22 protein-coding genes, 1 tRNA gene and 4 pseudogenes are annotated in these 18626 nt (G+C 68.5%); 12 read left to right on the top strand and 15 right to left on the bottom strand.

What is annotated here, in order from left to right; all coding sequences use genetic code 11:
* Nucleotides 1-117 precede the first annotated feature (117 nt).
* Genes ric through IPN02_08360 form a run of 3 tightly spaced genes read right to left on the bottom strand, consistent with a single transcriptional unit; the run spans nt 118 to nt 1914 of the window.
* The gene (ric, locus tag IPN02_08370; protein ID MBK9296838.1) at nt 118-840 is read right to left on the bottom strand and encodes an iron-sulfur cluster repair di-iron protein; all 723 of its coding nucleotides are present in this window, start codon (nt 838-840) and stop codon (nt 118-120) included.
* Between the two features lie 46 nt (nt 841-886).
* Complete coding sequence (locus tag IPN02_08365; protein ID MBK9296837.1) at nt 887-1765, bottom strand: YwiC-like family protein; 879 nt, start codon at nt 1763-1765, stop codon at nt 887-889.
* Nucleotides 1765-1914 (bottom strand): hypothetical protein, encoded by a 150-nt coding sequence (locus IPN02_08360; GenBank protein MBK9296836.1) that lies wholly within the window; start codon nt 1912-1914, stop codon nt 1765-1767. The genes IPN02_08365 and IPN02_08360 overlap by 1 nt, the downstream gene beginning before the upstream one ends.
* A 179-nt stretch (nt 1915-2093) precedes the next feature.
* Between IPN02_08360 and IPN02_08355 the strand changes: the two genes are divergently transcribed.
* Nucleotides 2094-2822 carry a helix-turn-helix domain-containing protein gene (locus IPN02_08355; GenBank protein MBK9296835.1) on the top strand — a complete coding sequence of 243 codons (729 nt, stop codon included), beginning with the start codon at nt 2094-2096 and terminating at the stop codon, nt 2820-2822.
* Here the strand turns inward: IPN02_08355 and IPN02_08350 are convergent.
* The 8 genes from IPN02_08350 to IPN02_08315 form a co-directional block, all read right to left on the bottom strand.
* Entirely contained in the window at nt 2765-3238 is a 474-nt protein-coding gene (locus IPN02_08350; GenBank protein ID MBK9296834.1) for a group III truncated hemoglobin, read from the bottom strand. The two genes, IPN02_08355 and IPN02_08350, sit on opposite strands and share 58 nt — an antisense overlap.
* Nucleotides 3235-3708 (bottom strand): group III truncated hemoglobin, encoded by a 474-nt coding sequence (locus tag IPN02_08345; protein MBK9296833.1) that lies wholly within the window; start codon nt 3706-3708, stop codon nt 3235-3237. Before IPN02_08345 ends, IPN02_08350 begins: the two co-directional genes overlap by 4 nt.
* Nucleotides 3709-3864: 156 nt before the next feature.
* Nucleotides 3865-3953, bottom strand: a tRNA-Ser gene (locus IPN02_08340).
* An 84-nt stretch (nt 3954-4037) separates the two neighbouring features.
* Nucleotides 4038-4244 (bottom strand): hypothetical protein, encoded by a 207-nt coding sequence (locus IPN02_08335; GenBank protein MBK9296832.1) that lies wholly within the window; start codon nt 4242-4244, stop codon nt 4038-4040.
* Nucleotides 4245-4332: 88 nt separating this feature from the next.
* On the bottom strand, nt 4333-5043 hold the full coding sequence (locus IPN02_08330) for an ATP-binding protein (protein ID MBK9296831.1): 711 nt from the start codon (nt 5041-5043) through the stop codon (nt 4333-4335).
* Between the two features lie 7 nt (nt 5044-5050).
* Nucleotides 5051-5875 (bottom strand): sigma-70 family RNA polymerase sigma factor, encoded by an 825-nt coding sequence (locus IPN02_08325; GenBank protein MBK9296830.1) that lies wholly within the window; start codon nt 5873-5875, stop codon nt 5051-5053.
* Entirely contained in the window at nt 5827-6285 is a 459-nt protein-coding gene (locus tag IPN02_08320; protein ID MBK9296829.1) for an ATP-binding protein, read from the bottom strand. Before IPN02_08320 ends, IPN02_08325 begins: the two co-directional genes overlap by 49 nt.
* A gap of 3 nt (nt 6286-6288) precedes the next feature.
* Nucleotides 6289-6615 carry an STAS domain-containing protein gene (locus IPN02_08315; GenBank protein ID MBK9296828.1) on the bottom strand — a complete coding sequence of 109 codons (327 nt, stop codon included), beginning with the start codon at nt 6613-6615 and terminating at the stop codon, nt 6289-6291.
* A gap of 139 nt (nt 6616-6754) precedes the next feature.
* Between IPN02_08315 and IPN02_08310 the strand changes: the two genes are divergently transcribed.
* The 8 genes and pseudogenes from IPN02_08310 (at nt 6755) to IPN02_08275 (ending at nt 12794) form a co-directional block, all read left to right on the top strand.
* Nucleotides 6755-7309, top strand: a complete 555-nt coding sequence (locus IPN02_08310) for a carboxymuconolactone decarboxylase family protein (protein ID MBK9296827.1) — start codon at nt 6755-6757, stop codon at nt 7307-7309.
* A gap of 280 nt (nt 7310-7589) precedes the next feature.
* A complete protein-coding gene (locus IPN02_08305) occupies nt 7590-7688 on the top strand; it encodes an SDR family oxidoreductase (GenBank protein ID MBK9296826.1) in 99 nt (32 codons plus the stop codon).
* Nucleotides 7689-8148: 460 nt separating this feature from the next.
* Nucleotides 8149-9033, top strand: a complete 885-nt coding sequence (locus tag IPN02_08300; GenBank protein ID MBK9296825.1) for a C1 family peptidase — start codon at nt 8149-8151, stop codon at nt 9031-9033.
* 19 nt (nt 9034-9052) lie between these two features.
* Entirely contained in the window at nt 9053-9385 is a 333-nt protein-coding gene (locus IPN02_08295) for a protease inhibitor I42 family protein (GenBank protein ID MBK9296824.1), read from the top strand.
* 625 nt (nt 9386-10010) lie between these two features.
* Nucleotides 10011-10172: an SHOCT domain-containing protein gene (locus tag IPN02_08290; GenBank protein ID MBK9296823.1), complete on the top strand. Its 162-nt coding sequence runs from the start codon at nt 10011-10013 to the stop codon at nt 10170-10172.
* Between the two features lie 235 nt (nt 10173-10407).
* On the top strand, nt 10408-11289 hold the full coding sequence (locus IPN02_08285) for an MBL fold metallo-hydrolase (GenBank protein MBK9296822.1): 882 nt from the start codon (nt 10408-10410) through the stop codon (nt 11287-11289).
* Nucleotides 11290-11355: 66 nt separating this feature from the next.
* Nucleotides 11356-11844 (top strand): annotated as a pseudogene (locus IPN02_08280) (hypothetical protein).
* Between the two features lie 181 nt (nt 11845-12025).
* Nucleotides 12026-12794: pseudogene (locus IPN02_08275) on the top strand (AI-2E family transporter).
* A 35-nt stretch (nt 12795-12829) separates the two neighbouring features.
* Here IPN02_08275 and IPN02_08270 read toward each other — a convergent pair.
* The 4 genes and pseudogenes from IPN02_08270 to IPN02_08255 form a co-directional block, all read right to left on the bottom strand.
* Nucleotides 12830-13096 (bottom strand): malonyl-CoA decarboxylase family protein, encoded by a 267-nt coding sequence (locus tag IPN02_08270; protein ID MBK9296821.1) that lies wholly within the window; start codon nt 13094-13096, stop codon nt 12830-12832.
* 178 nt (nt 13097-13274) lie between these two features.
* Nucleotides 13275-13622 carry a malonyl-CoA decarboxylase family protein gene (locus tag IPN02_08265; protein MBK9296820.1) on the bottom strand — a complete coding sequence of 116 codons (348 nt, stop codon included), beginning with the start codon at nt 13620-13622 and terminating at the stop codon, nt 13275-13277.
* Nucleotides 13623-13691: 69 nt separating this feature from the next.
* The gene (locus IPN02_08260) at nt 13692-13964 is read right to left on the bottom strand and encodes a hypothetical protein (GenBank protein MBK9296819.1); all 273 of its coding nucleotides are present in this window, start codon (nt 13962-13964) and stop codon (nt 13692-13694) included.
* A gap of 257 nt (nt 13965-14221) precedes the next feature.
* Nucleotides 14222-14678, bottom strand: a pseudogene (locus tag IPN02_08255) (DoxX family protein).
* A 282-nt stretch (nt 14679-14960) separates the two neighbouring features.
* Here IPN02_08255 and IPN02_08250 point away from each other — a divergent pair.
* From IPN02_08250 to IPN02_08240, 3 genes and pseudogenes are all read left to right on the top strand, one after another.
* Nucleotides 14961-16836: pseudogene (locus IPN02_08250) on the top strand (hypothetical protein).
* Nucleotides 16837-17073: 237 nt separating this feature from the next.
* Nucleotides 17074-17388, top strand: coding sequence for a hypothetical protein (locus tag IPN02_08245; GenBank protein MBK9296818.1), 315 nt, complete (start codon nt 17074-17076; stop codon nt 17386-17388).
* 284 nt (nt 17389-17672) lie between these two features.
* On the top strand, nt 17673-18611 hold the full coding sequence (locus tag IPN02_08240) for a sigma-70 family RNA polymerase sigma factor (protein MBK9296817.1): 939 nt from the start codon (nt 17673-17675) through the stop codon (nt 18609-18611).
* Nucleotides 18612-18626 lie beyond the last annotated feature (15 nt).

Below are 18626 nucleotides of genomic sequence, written 5' to 3'. Positions count from 1 at the left end.
GCCCGGGGCCCTCTTCGTGCCCGAGGTCTTGCTGTGCTGGGTCGTCCCGCGCTGGCCCCTTCGTGGTGGAAACGGAGGCCGCCGGTGTTCGCTACGACGGGCCGGCCTTGGCTCGCCCTACAGGCCGGCGACCGCCTCGAAGAGCACGTTGTTCTCTTTATGCACGTGGAGGTGCGTATCGGCCTCGAGCGCCGCCAGGCGTTGGTACAGGCTGGTGTAGCTGGCGCAGCCGTCGGCGGGCACGTCGAAGTCGGAGCTCAGCGAGCGGAGACGCTCGAGCAGCCGCCCGGTCTGGTCGTGCTCGATGCGCATGCTGGCAATCGGCCCTCGATCAAGGTCGGCTGCCGTCGGGCCTTGACTCGTCTCGCCGTCCGCAGCGACCAGCTGACGGATCATCGGAAAGAGCGCCAGTTCCTCGCGCGCCATGTGGGGTAAGAGATCGGCCCGCAGCTCGGCCACCGTCGCCGCCAGGTCGATCAGCTCGGGATGCCGTTCTCCGTGGACCGACGCCACCTTGTTGGCCAGCTGATCGAGGGCGGGCAGCTCGTCGCGCAGGTAGGCGTGGTGCACGGCGAGCACGTGGTCGATGAGCTCAACCGGCTCCAGATCGGCCCAGGCGACCTCGTCGTCGATGGCGACGTTGGCCAATGCGTTGCGGACCTCATCGGGGTCCAGGCCGGCCTCCATGCAGGCGACGGTCAGACGGGTTTGGCCGCCGCAGCAGTAGTCCAGCCCAAACTGTTCCAGCACACGGGCCACACCGGGGTTGGCGGTGACCAGGGCGCCGAGCGGTGGATCGGTGGGCAGATCGTCGAGTTGCGTGACGGTCGTATCGCTCATTGCTGCTCCTCGTGGAATGGTTGATTGGGTCGAGAACGAATGTGGCTCAGGCGAGGGCCACGCCGATGGCGGTGGCGATCACCACGGCAAGTCCCATCACCGTCTGGCGGATGCCGAGCACGACGGCGCGTTCGGTGGGAGCCCACGCGATCAGGGCCCGCTGGGCAACGATGGCGACGGCCACCGCGACCGCACCTGCGATCAGCGCCGGCTCGGCGATGGCGGTCGCTGCGACCAGGGCGAGCGCCACCAGGTCGGCGGCGACCGGCAGGACCGCCTTGGTCGGTCGGCCGTGCAGCTTGAGGACCTGGGAGCGGATCGTCGGGATGGCGGCGATCGCCCGCCCGGCCAGCACCGCCCACAGCCCGAGCGCCACCGCGGTGTCGAGGCCGCCGGCCAACGCCATCATGGCGGCCACGCCGGCGATGCCGACCGCTCCGGCGAGCTCGGGGATCAGCCGACGGCTGCGTGAGCGGATGTCGTAGGACAACTCGACGAGCAGCAACGGGGCGATGCCGAAGATCGGCCACCAGAAGCCCGGGGTGGCGGTGAGGAAGGCGATGACGACCAGCACGGCCAGCACGGCGAGCTCCGCAGCGGCCACCTTGCGAGCCATCCGGGTGCGCTCCAAGGTGCGTCCCCGTCGTGCGTCGACGACCGCCAGCTTCAGCGGGGTGCGGGCGAGAAACGCCAGTACGGCGGCCAGGCCGATGCACAAGGCCGAGACGCTGTGGGCGACCAGCAGCCCCAACAGCACCGGTTCGAGGGTGAGTCCCCAGCCACCGTGTTCGCTGGGCAGGGCCACCGTACGCAGCGGCGAACGTTGCTTGGCCCGGGGCGCTGCCGCAGGCGGGGGTGCCGCGGCGCCGGACGAGGCCAACGGCTCGGCGCCGGAGGAGGGTGGGCGTTGGTCGATGTTGGTCATCAGAACGAACTCATGACGGCGAGGAGGATGATCAGCAACGTGACGCCACCGACGACGAGGAGCGACGCACCCATCGGGTGGCTCGGCCGATCGGGCTCGGGTCGGTTGTGGTCGGCCGACGGGGAGATCGGATCCAGATCCTGGGGCATATCTCTAGCCTACATGAGAAGTAATCTATGTCGAGCCGCGCCCCCTCCTGGTCGAGTTTCGGCCGCGGCCCGACGGCCGGAGTCGTAATATCTCCAGCGTTTGCTAGAGTGAACACATGACAAGACCGGCGGTCGGTTGGTGCCCGGCCCGCTCGGGCCGCTGAGCTCACTGCGATTCCATGGCGAACCTTCAGGTGCAAGCGAGAGCGTTGGGTGATCCCACCCGGCACAAGGTGTTTCGCGCCATCGTCGATGGTGACGCGCCGTTGGATGTGGCGCACCTCACCGCCGAGTTTGGGCTGAACCACAACGCCATTCGCCAGCACCTGGCCAAACTGGTGGCTGCCGACCTGGTCGAGGAAACGGTGGCCGCCCCCAGTGGCCGCGGTCGTCCTCGCCTGCAGTACACGGTGGCGCCGGGAGCCGAGAGCCGTTGGGGGGTCACCGGCCCGTACGAGCGTCTGTCGATGTGGCTGGCCGAAGCGATCACGTCGAAGGAAACCCCGGTGGAGCTTGGCCGACGGGTCGGTCGCGAGGGCTACCGGGCGGCCGGTGCGTCGTCGTCGCCGATCGAGGAGATGGTGGCCCAGATGTCCCGGCAGGGCTTTCGACCCGTCGGTGCGCAACGACGGCGAGGTCGTCGAGATCGTGCTGGGGGAGTGCCCCTTCGCCTCGGCGGTGCTGGTCGCCCCGGACACGGTGTGCGGCGTACACCTGGGGCTGGCGGAGGGCGCAGCCGAGGTGATCGGGGGTATCGAGGTGGAGTCGCTCTCCCCCCGCGACCCCCGCACCGCCCATTGCGTGCTGCGCTGCCGGGTGGTCAACCCGGACTGAGCCTGCGCGGTTCGGGTCAGTTCGACCCGTTGACGGCTTCGGTGTCGGTGGGCACCGGCGGGGTCCATTCGTAGCCGAAGATGTGCTTGGCCATCCCTGCCATCAACGTGGCCGCATGGCCCTTGGCGTGATCGGCGGTCGGCCCGGCACCATGGCGGTCGACCGCTGCGCTCCACATCGTGAACCAGCGGTCGCAGTGCTCGGGACGCACGGCTTCGAGGGAGTGCAGGTGTCGATGAACCCCCATGACCTGTCCGACGTACTCCTTGGTGCCGAAGAGAATGCGGCACCAGTAGTCGATCAGGCGCGGGATGTGGCTGGCCCAGTCGACCTCGGCGACCTCACCGAACATCGGCTCGAGCAGCTCGTCGAAGACGATCTCGCGGTAGAAGTCGACGACCAGGTCGTGCACCTGCGGGCGGGTGGTCAGGTCGACGGAGGGGCCGGCGGGCGCCTGTTCCTCCACGTCGGTGGTGGCGTCACCCCTCATGGCGCCACGGCGCCGGCACGGCGTCCGATGGTGGCGGACACCACCTCGTCGGGGGCGGTCGATGTCTCGACCGAGGTGCCGAGCAGTTGGTTGCTGTGCACCCGGGCGACGTTGTGGGCAAGGGTGAGCGCCCGATTGCAGTTGGGGCCGCTCCAGCCGAGCTCGATCGTGTCGGTAAACAGCTCCAACCATCGTTGAAAGTGGGCGGGGGTGAACGGTTCCTGGGCGTGCACCAGCGTGTGGGCCCGAAACGGGTTGCCCTGGTAGCCGGGCAGGCCGAGCAGCGCGCGACACCAGAAGGCGGCCAGCTTCGGGAGATGCTCGGCCCAGTCGACTTGGGCCACGTCGTTGAACATCGGGCCGAGCAGGTCGTCTTGGGCGACGTCCTGGTAGAACCGCCGAACCATCTCGGCGATCTCCTCGGGGGAGTCCAGGTCGCGCTCCCGGTGGTCGTGTGCGCTGGCGCTCATGGTCTCCTCAAGCTGGCTTCGCGGATCGGTGACAACGATCCCGAGTTTATCCACTCAACAGCGGAAATATCCACCCACCTTGCCGATAGCGAGACAACGGCAGAGCCCCCGAACCAGTCGGTTCGGAGGCTCGTGATGTCCTACGACATCGTCGTGCGGAGAGGGTGGGATTTGAACCCACGGAAGGGTTGCCCCTTCACCTCCTTAGCAGGGAGGCCCGATCGACCTGGCTCTGGCACCTCTCCAAGGTGGGAGCCAGCGTAGCGGAGCCACCCGGCCCGACGCAGACCCGGCGCTCACTAGCGTGGTGCCGGCGTGAGGGCGGGATCTCAGACTTCGCCCTCGCCCTTCACGTTGGCGCCGGTCTCCATCATCTCTTCCTCGTGCTCGCGCACCGAGTCGGTCAGAGCGTCGCCGTGCTGGTCGGCCATCTGGGCTTCCTCGGGGGTGGCGGCCCGGTCGGCGGCGCCGGTCGTCCGGGCATCAACCTCGTCCGCTTCGGTGGTGGAATCAGATACTTCGCCGTGTTCGCTCATTGGTGACCTCCGGGTCGATAGGGAAGCGTTCGGGTAGGGGTTACCCGGCGGCGGGCTGCCCTAACCGGAAAAGTCCGACCCGCACGGGTCAGGCGGCCAGCTCGGCCCACACAACCTTGGACGCATCCCAGGAGGTAACCCCCCACCACTGAGCCAACTCGGACACGATGTGCAGCCCGCGGCCGGAGATGCGGGCGTCGGCCAGCGGGAGCGGGGTGGGCAGGTCGGGCGTCGTGTCGATCACCGAGAGCAGCGCGGTTTGGTCGAGGCGAGCCAACTCGACGTCGATCGGATCATTCGCCTGCCAATCGTTGCGCGAGGTGAGGGCGTTGGTCGTCAGCTCCGAGGCGACCAAAGCGGCGTCCATCGTGAGGTCATCCAGGCCCCAATCGTCCAGGCGTTCAACCACCCACTGACGAACCTCGGCCGGTGATCCGCCATCGTCCAGGCGAAGCGTCTCAAAGTCATCGGCCCAGGATTCCGGGGCCAGACCTCGGCCGGCCACGGTCCGGGCGACCCATTTCTCGATCTGGTCTTCGGAGAGGACCGAGTCGTCGGAGGCATCCAGATAGGCGCCGGCTATCAGCGAGGTGGGGGCCACCTTGCGAATGCTGGTGAGGATGCGGTGCAGGGGCCAGTCCTCCTGCGGGTTGATCACCAGCGTGCCATCGGGAAGCTGGTGATCGCTCAGCAGGCCGTCCTCGAAGGCTTCGACCAACGTGCAGGCCCACTCGTGGTCCTCACAGAGCCGCTCGAAGATGGTCGAGAAGGTGGAAGGTGAGCAGATCAAGAGGTTCATCAGCCAGTCAGTTCACTTGGTCGGTTTGATCGGCGAGCGTCGCTAGACGTTCAAGTGCCCGTCGTATCAATCGTGAAACATGCATTTGGCTGACACCGACCCGTTCGGCGATGTCGCTCTGGTTCAACTCCTCGAAAAATCGCAGTTCAAGGATGGTGCGTTCTCGTTCCGGCAGGCGTTCCAGGAGGGCCTCGATCGTCATCCGGTCGACCGCCCGGGTGACGCCGATATCGCCGACCGCCGGGTCGGGTGAGCCCTCGGGGCGGCCCTCCAAGCTGTTGGGCCGGTACATGCGCCTGGCCTCGAGCACCTCGTGGATCGTCTCGATTGGAAGGTTGGACTCGGCCGCCACCTCGGGCACGGTGGGGCTGCGGTCGAGACGGGCGGTCAGCGATTCCTCCGCCTGGCGCACACGTGGCATCAGGTCCTTGACGCCCCGCGACACCTTCGAGCCCCAGGAGTGGTCACGGAAATGACGTTTGATCTCCCCGACGGCGGTCGGCACGGCGTAGCTCTCGAAGGTTCCGCCCCGGTCGGGCGTGTACCGGTCCAGCGCCTTGAGGATGCCGTAGGCGGCCACCTGGGCCAGGTCCTCTCGGCTCTCACCTCGGTTGGCAAAACGCGACGCCAGGTTTTTGGCCATCTGCTGGTAGCGGACGGCCAGCTCGGAGCGAACCTCTTCGCTGCGGTCGGCCACCCACCATTCCAACAGCTGATCGTTGTCGGCACGACGGAGTTCGGAGCGGCTGCGGCGTTTGGTGCGGGCCGCAATGGCCTCGTCGGTCATCTGCCGCTCGAGGATCCGCTGCTCGCCGCTCCGGCGATCGGCCACGAGAACGTCAGCGCCGCCTCATCGGCGTCGAGGCGAAAATCGACGTCGTCGGCCAGCGAGCGCAGCACGAGCTGGGCGAGGTCGTCCACCTGGGGGTCCGGCCGGAGGCCGCCGCGCAGCTGGGCGCTGAAATCGATGGCCTCGGCGCGGGGTTCGATCGTAATCTCGACGCGGGCGGATGGCGTGGCGTGGCCGACCAGCATGGTGCAGGCCTCTCCGACGGCGATGCGCAGGTCTTCGATGTCGTCGAGTGAGGCGTCGACCGATCCAGCGACCGCAGCGCCGACCAGGCGGGCCAAGCGCACCGGCTCGGGTCGGGCGGGGAAACCCAACGTGATGGGCCCGGCAATCGCCCGCCGTGCGGCGTCATCGCCCGCATCGGTTGCTTGGATCTCGTCGGCATCCAACATGGTTCAGTCCAGCCTCTCGATCGCAAAATGGTCGAGCACGCCGGCAACCTCGAGGAGGCGCAGTGCGGCCCGTTGCGGAGAGAGCAGGGTGACCGAGTCGTTGCGATCACCAAAGCGCTGACGGGCCTGAAGGAGCGAACGCAGCCCGGAGGAGTCGATGAAGCCCACCGATTCCAGATCGAAGCTGAGCCCGTCGGCGCCGTCGTTGGCTGCCTCATCGACGGCGGCCTCCACGAGCGGAGCCGTCGTCATATCAAGCTCTCCTCGGAGTACCAACACGATGCCGTCCTCTGATCGCTCGTGGGCGACCGTGAACTCGTTGCCTGTCATCTCTCGCTCCAGTGGGGTACCCGGGTCGTGACGCAGCCGAAACTTGCGACCCCCATAAGATACCCAACGTTCATCGTGCTGCCCCACGACGCCGCCGCTTGGAAGGCATGCCGGCGCCCGACGCGTCATGATGACGACCGTGACCGACACACCTCGCATAGCGCCGTTGGCTCCCGAGGAGCGCGATGCACGCACCGACGAGCTGGTCCGGTCGCTTCGCTTCGATCCCGAAGCCGACGACATGAACCTGTTCGCCACCCTCGCTCACCACCCAAGGCTGCTCAAGCGCTGGTCCGCCTTCGGCGGCATGCTGCTGGCAGGTGGGGCGCTGCCCGCTCGGGACCGAGAGGTGCTCATCCTGCGCACCGCCGCCAACACCGAGGCCGATTACGAATGGGGCCACCACCTCCTGCTGGGGCGCCTCGCCGGCCTGACCGACGACGAGATGGCTGCCCTGGCGTCGTTCGACGCCGTCGAGCGGTCGGCGGGCGACGAGCTCCTGGTCCGGGCGGCCGATGAGCTGCACGCCGACAGCATCATCGGTGACGACACCTGGGCCGGGCTGGCCGAGTTGTACGACGAGCAACAGCTGATCGAGGTGTGCATGGTCGTCGGCCAGTACCACCTGGTCGGTTTCACGCTGAACTCCCTGCGCATCGCCAGAGAAGCCGGCGTCGAAGGGCTGCCCCGATGACGACCGACGTGACCCCGGCACCGACCTGGCACCGCGCCTCGCCACCCCCCCCGACCCGGCACCGGTCGCCTGCGCCGAACCCTGGGCGACGGCACGGCCTGGTGCTCAACGTGGGCATAGGCCGGCCTCGGACGCCACGTCGCCTTCGAGGGCGCTCGGCGGGGAATCCGGGCCAACGTGGTCGCACCCGGGTTGATCGACACTCCAGTGGGGCGTCTGCCAGCAGGGGACGGCCCGGCCGCACCGAGGCGTTGGTGGCCCTTCGCCGGCAGGGCACGGCTTGGGAGTGGCTGCGCCGGTGGTGTTCCTCCTCAGCGACAAGGCCAGCTACGTCACCGGGCAGATCCTCGCCGTCGACGGTGGCCTCTCCACTGTGTAAACGGAAGGAGCGAGCAGGTCGATGGGCCCGTCTTCCCAGCAGGGCGGGCACGGATCCTTTGGGACGATGACGGGCCACCCCCTGACCTCTAATCATCCCAAAGCGAGCGTCGTCTCAGCCGGGCGGCCCCGTGGGAGTGGCCGGCCTGCCCGATCGACAGGTTGGCAACGCACCGGTCGATGTTGTCCTGGCGCAGTTGCGTCGACGGCTCAACCCGCCAACCCTCCGAGTTTCGAGGCCGGCGAGTCCACCCATCAACCGAGCCTGGCCGTTTCGCCGCACACGGACACCACTTCAACGGTGGCCACCTCGCAGCGGTTGGTGAGTGCTTGGGCGCGCCCGGTTCGCCCGGCAACGAATCGAGACCGTGAAGCGGTTGCGTCCATCGGATTTTCGATGGAAAATGCGCGCGGGGCAGGGGACGTCCCTGGCTCAGACTCGGTGACCCGAGGGAGCGATGATGGCGAAAACAGCAGGTTCGAAGGGCAAGACCACGAGCGTGGCCAAGAAGGTGGCGGCCAAGCCAAAGCGAAAGCGTGCGGCATCGAAGACGTCTCCCCCCCGCCATGAGCGGGTCTGCAATCTGGTGCCCTCGAATGACACCCAAGCGGACTGGCAGTTTGAGGACGCGGTGGCTTCCGGAGCCTTGGGGGTCGTGGCGGCACTGCCGGCCAAGGTCGATCTGCGCCAGAAGTGGTGGACGGTCGGTGATCAAGAGGACACCGGATCGTGCGTCGGCTGGGCCACGGCCGAGGGTGTGCTGCGATACCACATGGTCCAAGCGGGCAAGCTTGGTCAGAGCGAACCGCTGTCACCGCGGTTCGTGTGGATGGCGTCCAAGGAGACCGACGAGTACACCACGCTTCCGGAGTCATTCATCGAGGGGGCAGGCACGTCCCTGAAGTCGGCCATGGACATTGCCCGCAAACGAGGCGTGGTCACCAACAAAGTGCTGCCATTCCACGTGGCAACCAAGATGTACACCGGCGATGAGAACGCCTTCTACGCCGAGGCCGCCCAGCGCAAGATATCCGCGTACTTCAACATGCAACGGAACCTGACCAAGTGGAAGTCGTGGCTGGCATCGCACGGACCGATCCTGGCTGGCGTGTCGGTGGACGCTACGTGGGGCAACGCAACCGCGACCAAGGGCATCCTCGACAAATTCCAGCCGGGCACGGTCCGCGGTGGTCACGCGATCGCGGTGGTGGGTTATCTGGCGAACGGCCGCTTCATCATCCGTAATAGTTGGGGTACCGGCTGGGGCGACAAGGGCTTCGGCTATGCATCGCCCGCTTACATCGCGGCGGCGTTCTTCAACGAGTCCTACGGCGTCACGGTGTGACCCCAGGCTCGCTGACCGGGTGACGCCCATGGCCACTATCGAAGTGACCAGTGCTGAGGACGGCACCTCGATCGAAGCGGATGTCGGCGACACGATCCTGCTGCGCCTGGCGGACAATCCCACGACCGGCTACCGGTGGGAGTTTGAGCCCGTGACCGGCGATTCCTTGGTGCTGACCAACTCGGGCTACGAGCCGTCCAGCGGCGCAATGGGCGGTGGTGGTGTGACCACTTGGACCCTGAGCGTTATCGCCGCGGGTACCACCTCAATCGCGCGCAAGCAAGGGCGGCCGTGGGAAGGAGACGCGTCAGTCTTGGACCGGTTCACCCTGACTGTTCACGCCCGCCTCTGATGAGCCGCTCAAGGTTCTCCGGCCCGATGGGGCAGGTGAGTTCTGCCACGGTGAGCAACACCAGCGGATCGTTGCGGGGTGAGCTCGTGCTTCTTCCCAGGTGGGCCAGGCCGGCGAGCCTTGCCGGATGCCCTTGGGGGCATCGCGGCGCAATAGGTTTACCGTGAATACATGCTTGGAAAGTCCAGTCGCCGCACACGCAAGAAGCTCGAGCAGAACGGACGTCGCGCTTCCGCCACCGTGGTCGCCGTAGGTGAGCGGGGGATGGCCATCACGCACGGCTCCGACAACGTCGTCTCCAACACCGAGATCGCATTGAAGCTCACGCTCCGTGTCGAGCCGCAGGACGAACCAGCCTTTGAGGTGGAGGAACGCTTTCGATTCGCGCAGCTCTCGATCCCCACCGAGGGCCAGGACTTGGCCGTGATCTACGACCCCGACGATCACGACGCCGTCATGCTGGACGGTAATCCGGCACCGAACATCGCGGCGATGATGCAGGGGAAGGGCAAGTCGGCGGGGCAGATCGACTTCATCCAGCAGCTCATCACGTCGGCGGCGGCCCCCCACCGGCGACCCCAGGCCATCCCCAGGCCCGCAGTGGGCCGAGCAGAACGGAGCCATGGTGATCACACCCGGAGCTGCCGGCGTCGGCGCCCCGCTCATGCATGGCGGCCCGCAGAAGGACCCGGTGGAATTGCTCTCCCAGCTCGTCGCGATGAAGGACCTCGGGCTGCTGACCGAGGCCGAGTTCGCCGAACAGAGGGCCCGGATCCTCGGCGAGTAGGCACCGCTTCTCGGCGGGGAGTGGCGGTCCCGTCGACCGGTGGATTGTCAACGGTCACTGCTCGTCCACTCAACCTTGGTCAACCGGCTGCCGGAGGGTGCTCACGAGCTGGCCTCACCCCGTAGGGAGGTTGGGGGGGGGGGGGCGGGCGGGGTTTTGCGCCCCCGGGTTTCAAGACCGTTCGCATTCGTCCGCTCTGCCATCCCTCCGTGCGTCACTCTAGAACCGACCCTGGATGGTCGACGAAGTAAGAGTCCAAGGCGCTCGTTGGCAGGGACCCGACGCGCTGAGATGGGCGGTGTCCCGGCCGGTGTCCGGCCGCTGGCCGCACGCTCGTCGGCGCGCCGACCACACTGGTGGCCTGCCAGTCGACTCGTCCGATACCACCCCCGCCCCGCCGACCGCTTCCGACCGGGTGTACTTCCGCCAGCTGCTGGCCGGGCGCGATTTCGCCAAGAACGACCCGATCGCCCGGCAGATGGTCAACTTCGTGTACGCCATCGGCGACCGTGAGACCGGTGAGGCGGTGCTGGTCGACCCGGCCTATGCGCCGAACGAACTGGTCGACGTGCTCGAGGCCGACGACATGACCCTCACCGGCGCGCTGGTGACCCACTACCACCCTGATCACTGCGGCGGGGACATGATGGGCCACGGCATCGCTGGGGTGCGCGAGCTGCTCGAACGGGTCGACGTGCCGGTACACATCCAGGCCGACGAGGAGGAATGGCTTCGGATCGTCACCGAGGTGCCCGAGAGCCAGCTGCGCACGCACACCTCGGGCGACGTGGTGATGGTGGGCGAGGTGGCGGTCCGGCTGATCCACACGCCGGGCCACACGCCGGGCAGCCAGTGCTTTCTGGCCGACGGCAAGCTGATCGCAGGCGACACCCTGTTTCTGGAGGGGTGCGGGCGCACCGACCTGCCCGGCGGCGACCCGGCGGCGCTGTACGAAAGCCTCACCCAGCGGCTGGCCAACATCTCCGACGACACCGTGCTGTTTCCGGGTCACATGTACTCGGCGGAACCCTCTGCCCCGATGGGCGAGACCCGCAAGCACAACTTTGTGTTCGCACCGCGTAACGCCACCGAATGGATGGGCATGTTCGGCCGATAGCCGGTCGCCGCCGAAGGCGACCGCTGCAAGTGCCCCGAGGGCGTTGGTACCTGCCAAGCTGGGGCGATGAGCGACGAGGCCGAACCCGGCAGCGCGACGCGCGAACCTACGAAGCCGCACCCAGACGGCGCGGAGACAGCGCCGGACTCCTCGCCGGACGAGTCCCACGCCGGCAACGACTCGGGAGCAGCGGGTTCGCCGGGCAGCCACTCGGCGGACCGGGACCAGCAGAGGCACCTGGTCAGGGCGATCGTGCCGTGCTGGACGACCGGGGCTGGGCACAGCTTCAACAACCCCGGACCGAGGCAGCGCACAGCCCGCTCGGCGACCGCATCCCCACCCTGGTTTCCCCGGGCGCTGATCTACACGGCGCTGACCGTCGCCGGCCTGGTGCTCTTGCGGGCCACGATCTACATGCTTCGCGACCTGTTGTTGATGCTGATGGTGGCGCTGTTCGTCAGCTTTGCCGTCGAGCCGGCTGTCAACTGGTTGGCCGACCGCGGCTGGCGCCGCGGCGCCGCCACCGGGTTGGTGTTCGTTGTCGTCGTCCTGGGCGGAGCGATGCTGACCTACGCCATGGTGGACCTGGTGATCAGCGAGACCAGCCGCCTGGTGGACGACGCCCCCCGCTACGTGCAGGACGTCACGGACTGGGTGAACACCCGCTTCAACACCGAGGTCACCTCCGACGACCTGGTGAGACAAATCCGAGACCTATCAGGGCGACCTGTCCAAGATGGCCACCAACGTCGGCGGCCGGGTGGTCACCCTGTCGGCGACGGCGGTCGGCGCAGTGTTCCGGCTGCTGACGATCGGGCTGTTCGCCTTCTACCTGACCCGCCGACGGGCCCAAGTTCCGGAACACGATCTGCTCCCGCCTGCCACAGGATCACCAACGCATGGTGCTCGACCTGTGGGAGCTGGCGATCGCCAAGACCGGCGGCTACCTGTACAGCCGCCTGGTACTGGCGGCGTTGTCGACGGTCTTCAGCTGGATTGCGCTCGAGCTGCTCGGCGTGCCCTATGCGCTGGCGCTTGCGCTGTGGATGGGGATCCTCTCGCAGTTCGTGCCGGTGGTCGGCACCTACCTGGCCGGCGCGCTCCCGGTGCTCATCGCCCTGGTGAACAACCCGATCGCTGCGCTGGGGTTGCTGATCTATTTCGCGGTGTACCAACAGATCGAGAACTACCTGTTTGCCCCCAGGGTGACCGCACGCACCATGGACATCCACCCGGCGGTGGCTTTCGGGTCGGTGATCGCCGGCGCCAGCCTGATCGGCCCGGTTGGAGCGCTGCTGGCGCTGCCCCTGGCTGCGATCATCCAAGCGTTCCTGTCGGCGTTCCTCCAGCGCCACGAGGTGGTGAGCTCAGGACTGACCGCAGTCGCGGTTCAACCGGCCGACGTCGTCGGAAAAGCGGTCGGGGGGACGACGACGAGAAGCCGGTGGGCCCCAATACCGACCAACGGGCCCCGGAACGCGTGCGAGCCTCGCTCATTCGCTTGATCCCTCGAAAAGGCGAGCCACCTCATCGCCAACACTCACAACACCCTGACCCCGGTAGTGACGAGCGCGATCGCTGACCTCCTGCGGCTCGTACAGGTAGTTGGCCATGATGCCCAGCGACTGGCCGAGCCCCTGGGGCTCCGGTTGGCCGCCCAGCACAGCCGCATCAGTCGGGCGCCGTTACCCAGATGGAAGTTGGCGACGGGGTCGGGTGAGCGTCCGGTGGCGCCGGTGTCGGTCAGGTACCGGGCGGCCAGGCCCGGCAGTGGGGAGGCCAGCTCGTCGGCTTCGTGGCTGACCAACCAGACCTCGTCGGTGAGCAGGCGCTGTACGTCGTCGACCGAGCGGTTCGTTCCCGTGCGTCGCCGTCACGCAACCGTCTCGAGGACGTGAGCGGCCAGGGGTTGGGATCGGCGACAGGGTGACGAAGGTGCTCAACGAGGGCTGCGACACACGCAGCTCAGCGCACCGCCGCCTTGATCAGCTCGTTGCCCAGGCCCAGGGAGGACAGCCCCGTTTGTGACGCCGAAATGCTCCAGAACACGGCGGTATCGGCCTTTTCGAGCGGGACGCTGGGCGCAGCCGGGTCGGTGATCGGGTCGAGTGAGTCGGGGACGCCACGGGTGAAGGCAACCCACACGAAGGCCAGCGGCTCGTCGTCCATGCCCGGTGGAACAGCGCAAACGCCGCCCGGTCCTCGTCCAGGCGGTCGCGCAGTTGCTCGATCGACTCGATCGGGTGGACCTTCTCCAGTACCGCCACCCGCTGCAACAGGCTGGCCGGCGTCTCCCAGTCCAAGCGCCGCATCTCGATCAGCGAGGGCGTCATCAACACCCGCAGGCGAGCGAGCAGGCACGCCTCCAGGGCGGCCGCTGGCGGATCGGCTCGGCGCCGGCCTCACCCGTGGCCAGCTCGAGGGCGGCGGCGCGGCTCGATAAGGAAGCGCACCCCTCCCGGCGCCGCGCACAGCTCGTCGAGGATTGGGTCGACCGGCATGCGCATCGCCCGCTGGGCGTCCCGCAGCAGATCGAGAAGGACCTGTTGGTCGGCGCTGGTTGGCGTCGAGCTGCCCAGCGCGGCCAGATCGGCTCGTTGGGCGGCGCCGGGAAGGGCCCGTTGGGCCAACGCCGGCAGCAGGTTGGGGCGGGCCGACGGCACGTCCTGGCCCACATCGTGACCAGCTCGGCGGCGATCCGGCGACGTTCAGACAGCTCAGGCGCATCGGTCAGCCGGGCGAACACCCGGTGAAGCCGACCGAGGTCCTTGGTGCTCAGCTCGTGGTGTTCGGCGGGGTTCGCGGGCTGCGATTCCCCGCGCCGAGACGGTCGAGCACACCCTGCAGGCCCGAGCGGCCCCTCCGGTGACCCAGGTCCCGGTTGCTCGCCTCCCGGCTACTCATGCTCCCGACCGCTCATGTTTCCAACCGTTCATGGTGCAGTATCGGACTCGGGGGCCGGAGGCCGGTAGAAGGCGGCGAGCAGGCTCACACCGCCGACGATGCCGAGGCCGGCCGACAGGGCTAGGCCGAGCCAGCCGCTGAAGCGTGCCGTCGAAGCCGAACGTCCGGTCGAGGGAAACCGTCCCGGGCCGATCATGGCCACGCCGACCGTGCCGGTGGCGAGCACCATGTTGTACTCCCAGCCGCCTTTGACGATGAAGAACTCCCTCGCGGTGCACCGTCCAAGCGGCCACCAACATGATGCCGACACAGCCGGCCGACATCAGCGGCGTCAGCAGCCCGATCGCGAAGCCCAAACCCGCCCCGATCTCGGTGCTTGCGGCCAGCGGGGCCATCACCTTGCCCGGCTTCATCCCCATGCCGTCGAACCACCCGGCGGTACCGGGCATGCGCCCGCCGGTGAAGAATTTCTGCCAGCCGTGCATGGCCAAGGTGAGGCCGAAGACGGCGCGCACGATGAGAAGTGCCGTGTCGACGGATGTAGTTGGGGGTCTGGGCGAGGATCTGGGCGAACACGAAGGGGCTCCGGGGGTTGTCAGGGGGACCTGACAGGCGATCCTAGATTCCGAGGCCGAGACGGCCCCCTTCGTGCTCGGAACCGCCGTTCTCTACGCTGGGGGTTCGTCGGAGCCGAGGTGGAACCATGGGGAACAGCCGAACCGCCCAAGGATGGCCCGGCGACCGATGTCAGGCCGGAGCTCAACGAGTTGGCCGCAGCCTTCGAAGCGCCCGACGAGAGCGAATGGTTGGCCCTGGTCGACAAGACGCTGCGCGGCCGCCCGATCGACACGATCGTCACCACCCGGCGCGACGGGATCGAGGTGGGGCCGCTCTATCAGCGCCCCCGTGGGGACGGTCGCCGACGCCGCCGGGTTTCCCGGCCAGGCGCCCTTCACCCGGGGCGTGGCCCCGGCCGGTCGAGCCCAGGGCACCTGGGACATCCGCTGCGTGATCGACGCGGCCGACCCGGGGACGGCGTCTGCCGACGCCCTCGGCGACCTGACCGGTGGGGCGTCCAGCCTGACCATCCGATTCGACCAGGCCGCCCGCCGCGGCCTCGCGCCTGGCGACGAGGCCTGGCAGGCCGCCGCCGGCGTGGACGGCCTGCTCGCCCTGGAGGTCGACGCCCTCGACGCTGCGCTCGAAGGAGTCGTCCTGGAGGCGGCTCCGGTGGCGCTCGACGCCGGCGCTTCCTTCGAGTGTGCCGCCGAGCTGTTGGTGGGGGTCTGGCAGCGGCGGGGCATCGACCCCTCAGAGGCGCTGGGCCCGACGTCAGCGCCCTCGGTATCGACACCGGCACCTACGCCGAGGCCGGGGCCACGCCGACCCAACAGTTGGCGACGATGCTGGCCACCGGCCGCCAGGTGCTCGATGCGGTGACCGACGGTGGGCTGAGCCTGGACCAGGCGTTGGCCCAGGTCACGATCACGGTCGCCCTCGACGCAGACATCTGGGGAGGCATCGCGCTGCTGCGCGCCGCCCGCCGGTGCTGGAGCCACCTCGCGCTGGCGGCCGGGGCCAGCGAAGCGGCCGCCGCCGCCTCGGTGCACGCACGGACCTCCTCGGCGATGCTCACTCGGCGTGACCCGTGGGTGAACCTGCTGCGCGGCACCGCCGCCACCGTGGCCGGCGCGCTCGGCGGCGCCGAATCGATCACGGTGGCGCCGTTTGATGCGTCGCTCGGCGGGCACAGCGACGGTTTCGCCCGCCGCATGGCCCGCAACACCCAGCTGCTCGCCCAGGAGGAGTCCGGACTGGGACGGGTCGTCGACGCCGCCGGGGGCTCGTGGTACGTCGAGTCGCTGACCGACTCGCTGTGCACTGCAGCCTGGGAAACGTTCCAACAGATCGAGGGGGGTGGGGGCATGGTGGCGGCGCTCACCTCCGGGTGGTGGGGCGACGAGATCGCCCGTGAACGCACCGCCACGCTGGAGCAGGTGGCGACCCGGGCTCGGCCCATCACCGGGGTGTCGGAGTTCCCGCTGCTCGACGAGGAACCCGTGCACCGCCCCGCCCCCGACCTCGACGGGCTGCGCCGGGCGGCGCTCGACGCCTGGGCTCATCCGGCCGACGGTGCTGCGCTGCTCGCCCCGGACACCGTGCTGCCCGCCCCCCTGACGCCGGTGCGCTGGGCCGAGGACTGGGAGGCGCTGCGTCAGCGCAGCGACGACACGCTCGCCGCAACCGGCGCCCGCCCCAGGTATTTCTGGCCAACCTCGGCCCGGCGGCGGTCCATACCGCCCGAGCCTCCTGGGCCCGCAACGCCTTCAGGAGGCGGGCGGTATCGAGGCGCTGGACAACGCCGGGTTCGACAGCCCTGAGGCGCTGGCGAGCGCGTTTGTCGACTGCGGCGCATCGCTGGCGATCGTCTGCTCCTCCGACGCCGTCTACGACGAGTGGGGCGAGGCGGCGGTGAACGCGCTCGGCGCAACTGGTCCTGCGCGCCTCTACGTCGCCGGGCGCGCCCGCCCAGCGTTCGACGAGGTCGCCGGGTCGATCGCCGCCTACGCCGGCGTCGGGGTGAACCTGCTCGATCTGCTCGGCGATGCCCACGACGCCGCCCGTCACGTCTCGACCCCATGACCGGTGACGACCTGGCCGCCTGGACGCTGAGCTTGGCCTGGGCCGAGCATCAGTGTTGTGTGTCGGTGGGCCGCTGGTCGGTCGCCGCCACGGTCGATGGGGTGACCGCAGCGCTCGGCCCGGTGAGCGCTCACCACGCTGGCGCGCCGAGCGTAAGCGCGAGTTGTGGCCCGCCCGGCGTGGAGGCCTCGACGGTGCTGCCGCCGATCCGCCACCCCGGCCGGGGCCGACGACCCCTTGGGGGGGCTCATCGGCGAGGTGCTCGCCGCCGACCGCGCCTTGGGGCCGACCGACGGTGAGCGGTGGGATGAACCGACGTCAGTGGCCGCTTTGGGGGTCACCGCACAAATGATATTGCCCAGGTTGATGGTGGGATATCGCACCCTGGTGCGGCTGGCCGACGGGCCGGCGGGCGTCGTCGTGCGGCGAAGCGCCGAACGCTCGCTGGGCGACGCCACCTCCGATTTCCTTGCGGTGAGTGGGAAGTTGGGTGCGCTCGGGTGCAGCCCGACCGCCACCGCCACGCTGTCGGCATGGGTCGAGCCGCAGTGAGCGCAGGCCGTTCGGAGCACGCTTGACGGCTCCCCGGGGTGGGATGCCCTTGACGTCGAACGTATCCTGCACATTGCCCAGGCCGGAATGGCACACCGACCGACCCATGCTCCGCTTGGGCGCCCGACCCCAACCCCTGTCACGACCAGCAGCACCGCAATGTCGCGTCGTCCAGAGTGCGACCAGCGCGACCGCAGCGAGGTTTTGGCCGAGGAGCCGGTTGGCCGTTCACCCGAACCCCGCACCAGCACTCAGCACTCACTCTCAGCACCGAAAGGAACCACGTGGCGAAAGATCGCGTAGAGCGCGACGAGGAGGACCTTGTCCGCCTCTACCTCACCGACATCGGCCAGTATCCGCTGCTCACCAAGGACGACGAGGTGCGCCTCGCCCAGGTGATCGAAAAGGGCGCCGACGCGCGCGGCCAACTGGACAACCCCGAGGTCACGTTGACTCCGGCCAAGAAGCGCGAGCTTCGGCGCGCCGCCCGCAAGGGTGACGCCGCCGAGCAGACCTTCGTGCAGTCGAACCTTCGTCTCGTCGTGTCGATCGCCAAGAAGTATCAGGCGTCCGGACTGCCGCTGCTCGACCTGATCCAGGAGGGCAACCTCGGCCTGATGCACGCCGTCGAGAAGTTCGACTGGCGCAAGGGCTTCAAGTTCTCCACCTATGCCACCTGGTGGATCCGCCAGGCGATCACCCGCGGCATCGCCAACACCGGTCGCACGATCCGTCTGCCGGTTCACGCGGGCGACACCCTGGCCCGGTTGCAGAAGGCCCGTGCCCGCCTCGAGCTGAAGCTGGGCCGTCCGGCCACCCTGCTCGAGTTGGCCGCCGAGGTTGAGATGCCCGAGGAGAAGGTGACCGAGGCGCTGCGCTTCGCCGCCGAGCCGCTGTCGCTGTCCGAGCCACTTCGGGAGGACGGCGACGCCGAACTGGGCGACGTGGTCGAGGACCGCTCGGCCGAGTCCCCCTTTGAGGTGGCCGCCACCGCGCTGCTGCCCGAGGAGATCTCCCGGCTGCTGTCCCCGCTCGACCAGCGCGAGCGCGAGATCCTGAAGCTGCGCTTCGGCCTCGACCGGGGCGAGCCCCGCACCCTCGAGGAGGTAGGGGAGCACTTCAACCTCACACGGGAGCGCATTCGCCAGATCGAGGCCCGTGCGATGAGCAAGCTGCGCCATCCGTCCTCGGACACCGGTGCCCGCGACCTGCTGGCCGTCTAAGGTCCGACGACTCGG

Origin of the sequence: Candidatus Microthrix subdominans (assembly GCA_016719385.1) — a bacterium.
GTDB classification, from domain to species: Bacteria; Actinomycetota; Acidimicrobiia; order Acidimicrobiales; family Microtrichaceae; genus Microthrix; species Microthrix subdominans.
Note: the sequence above shows the minus strand (reverse complement) of the source record. Positions and strands in the feature narration are given on the sequence as shown.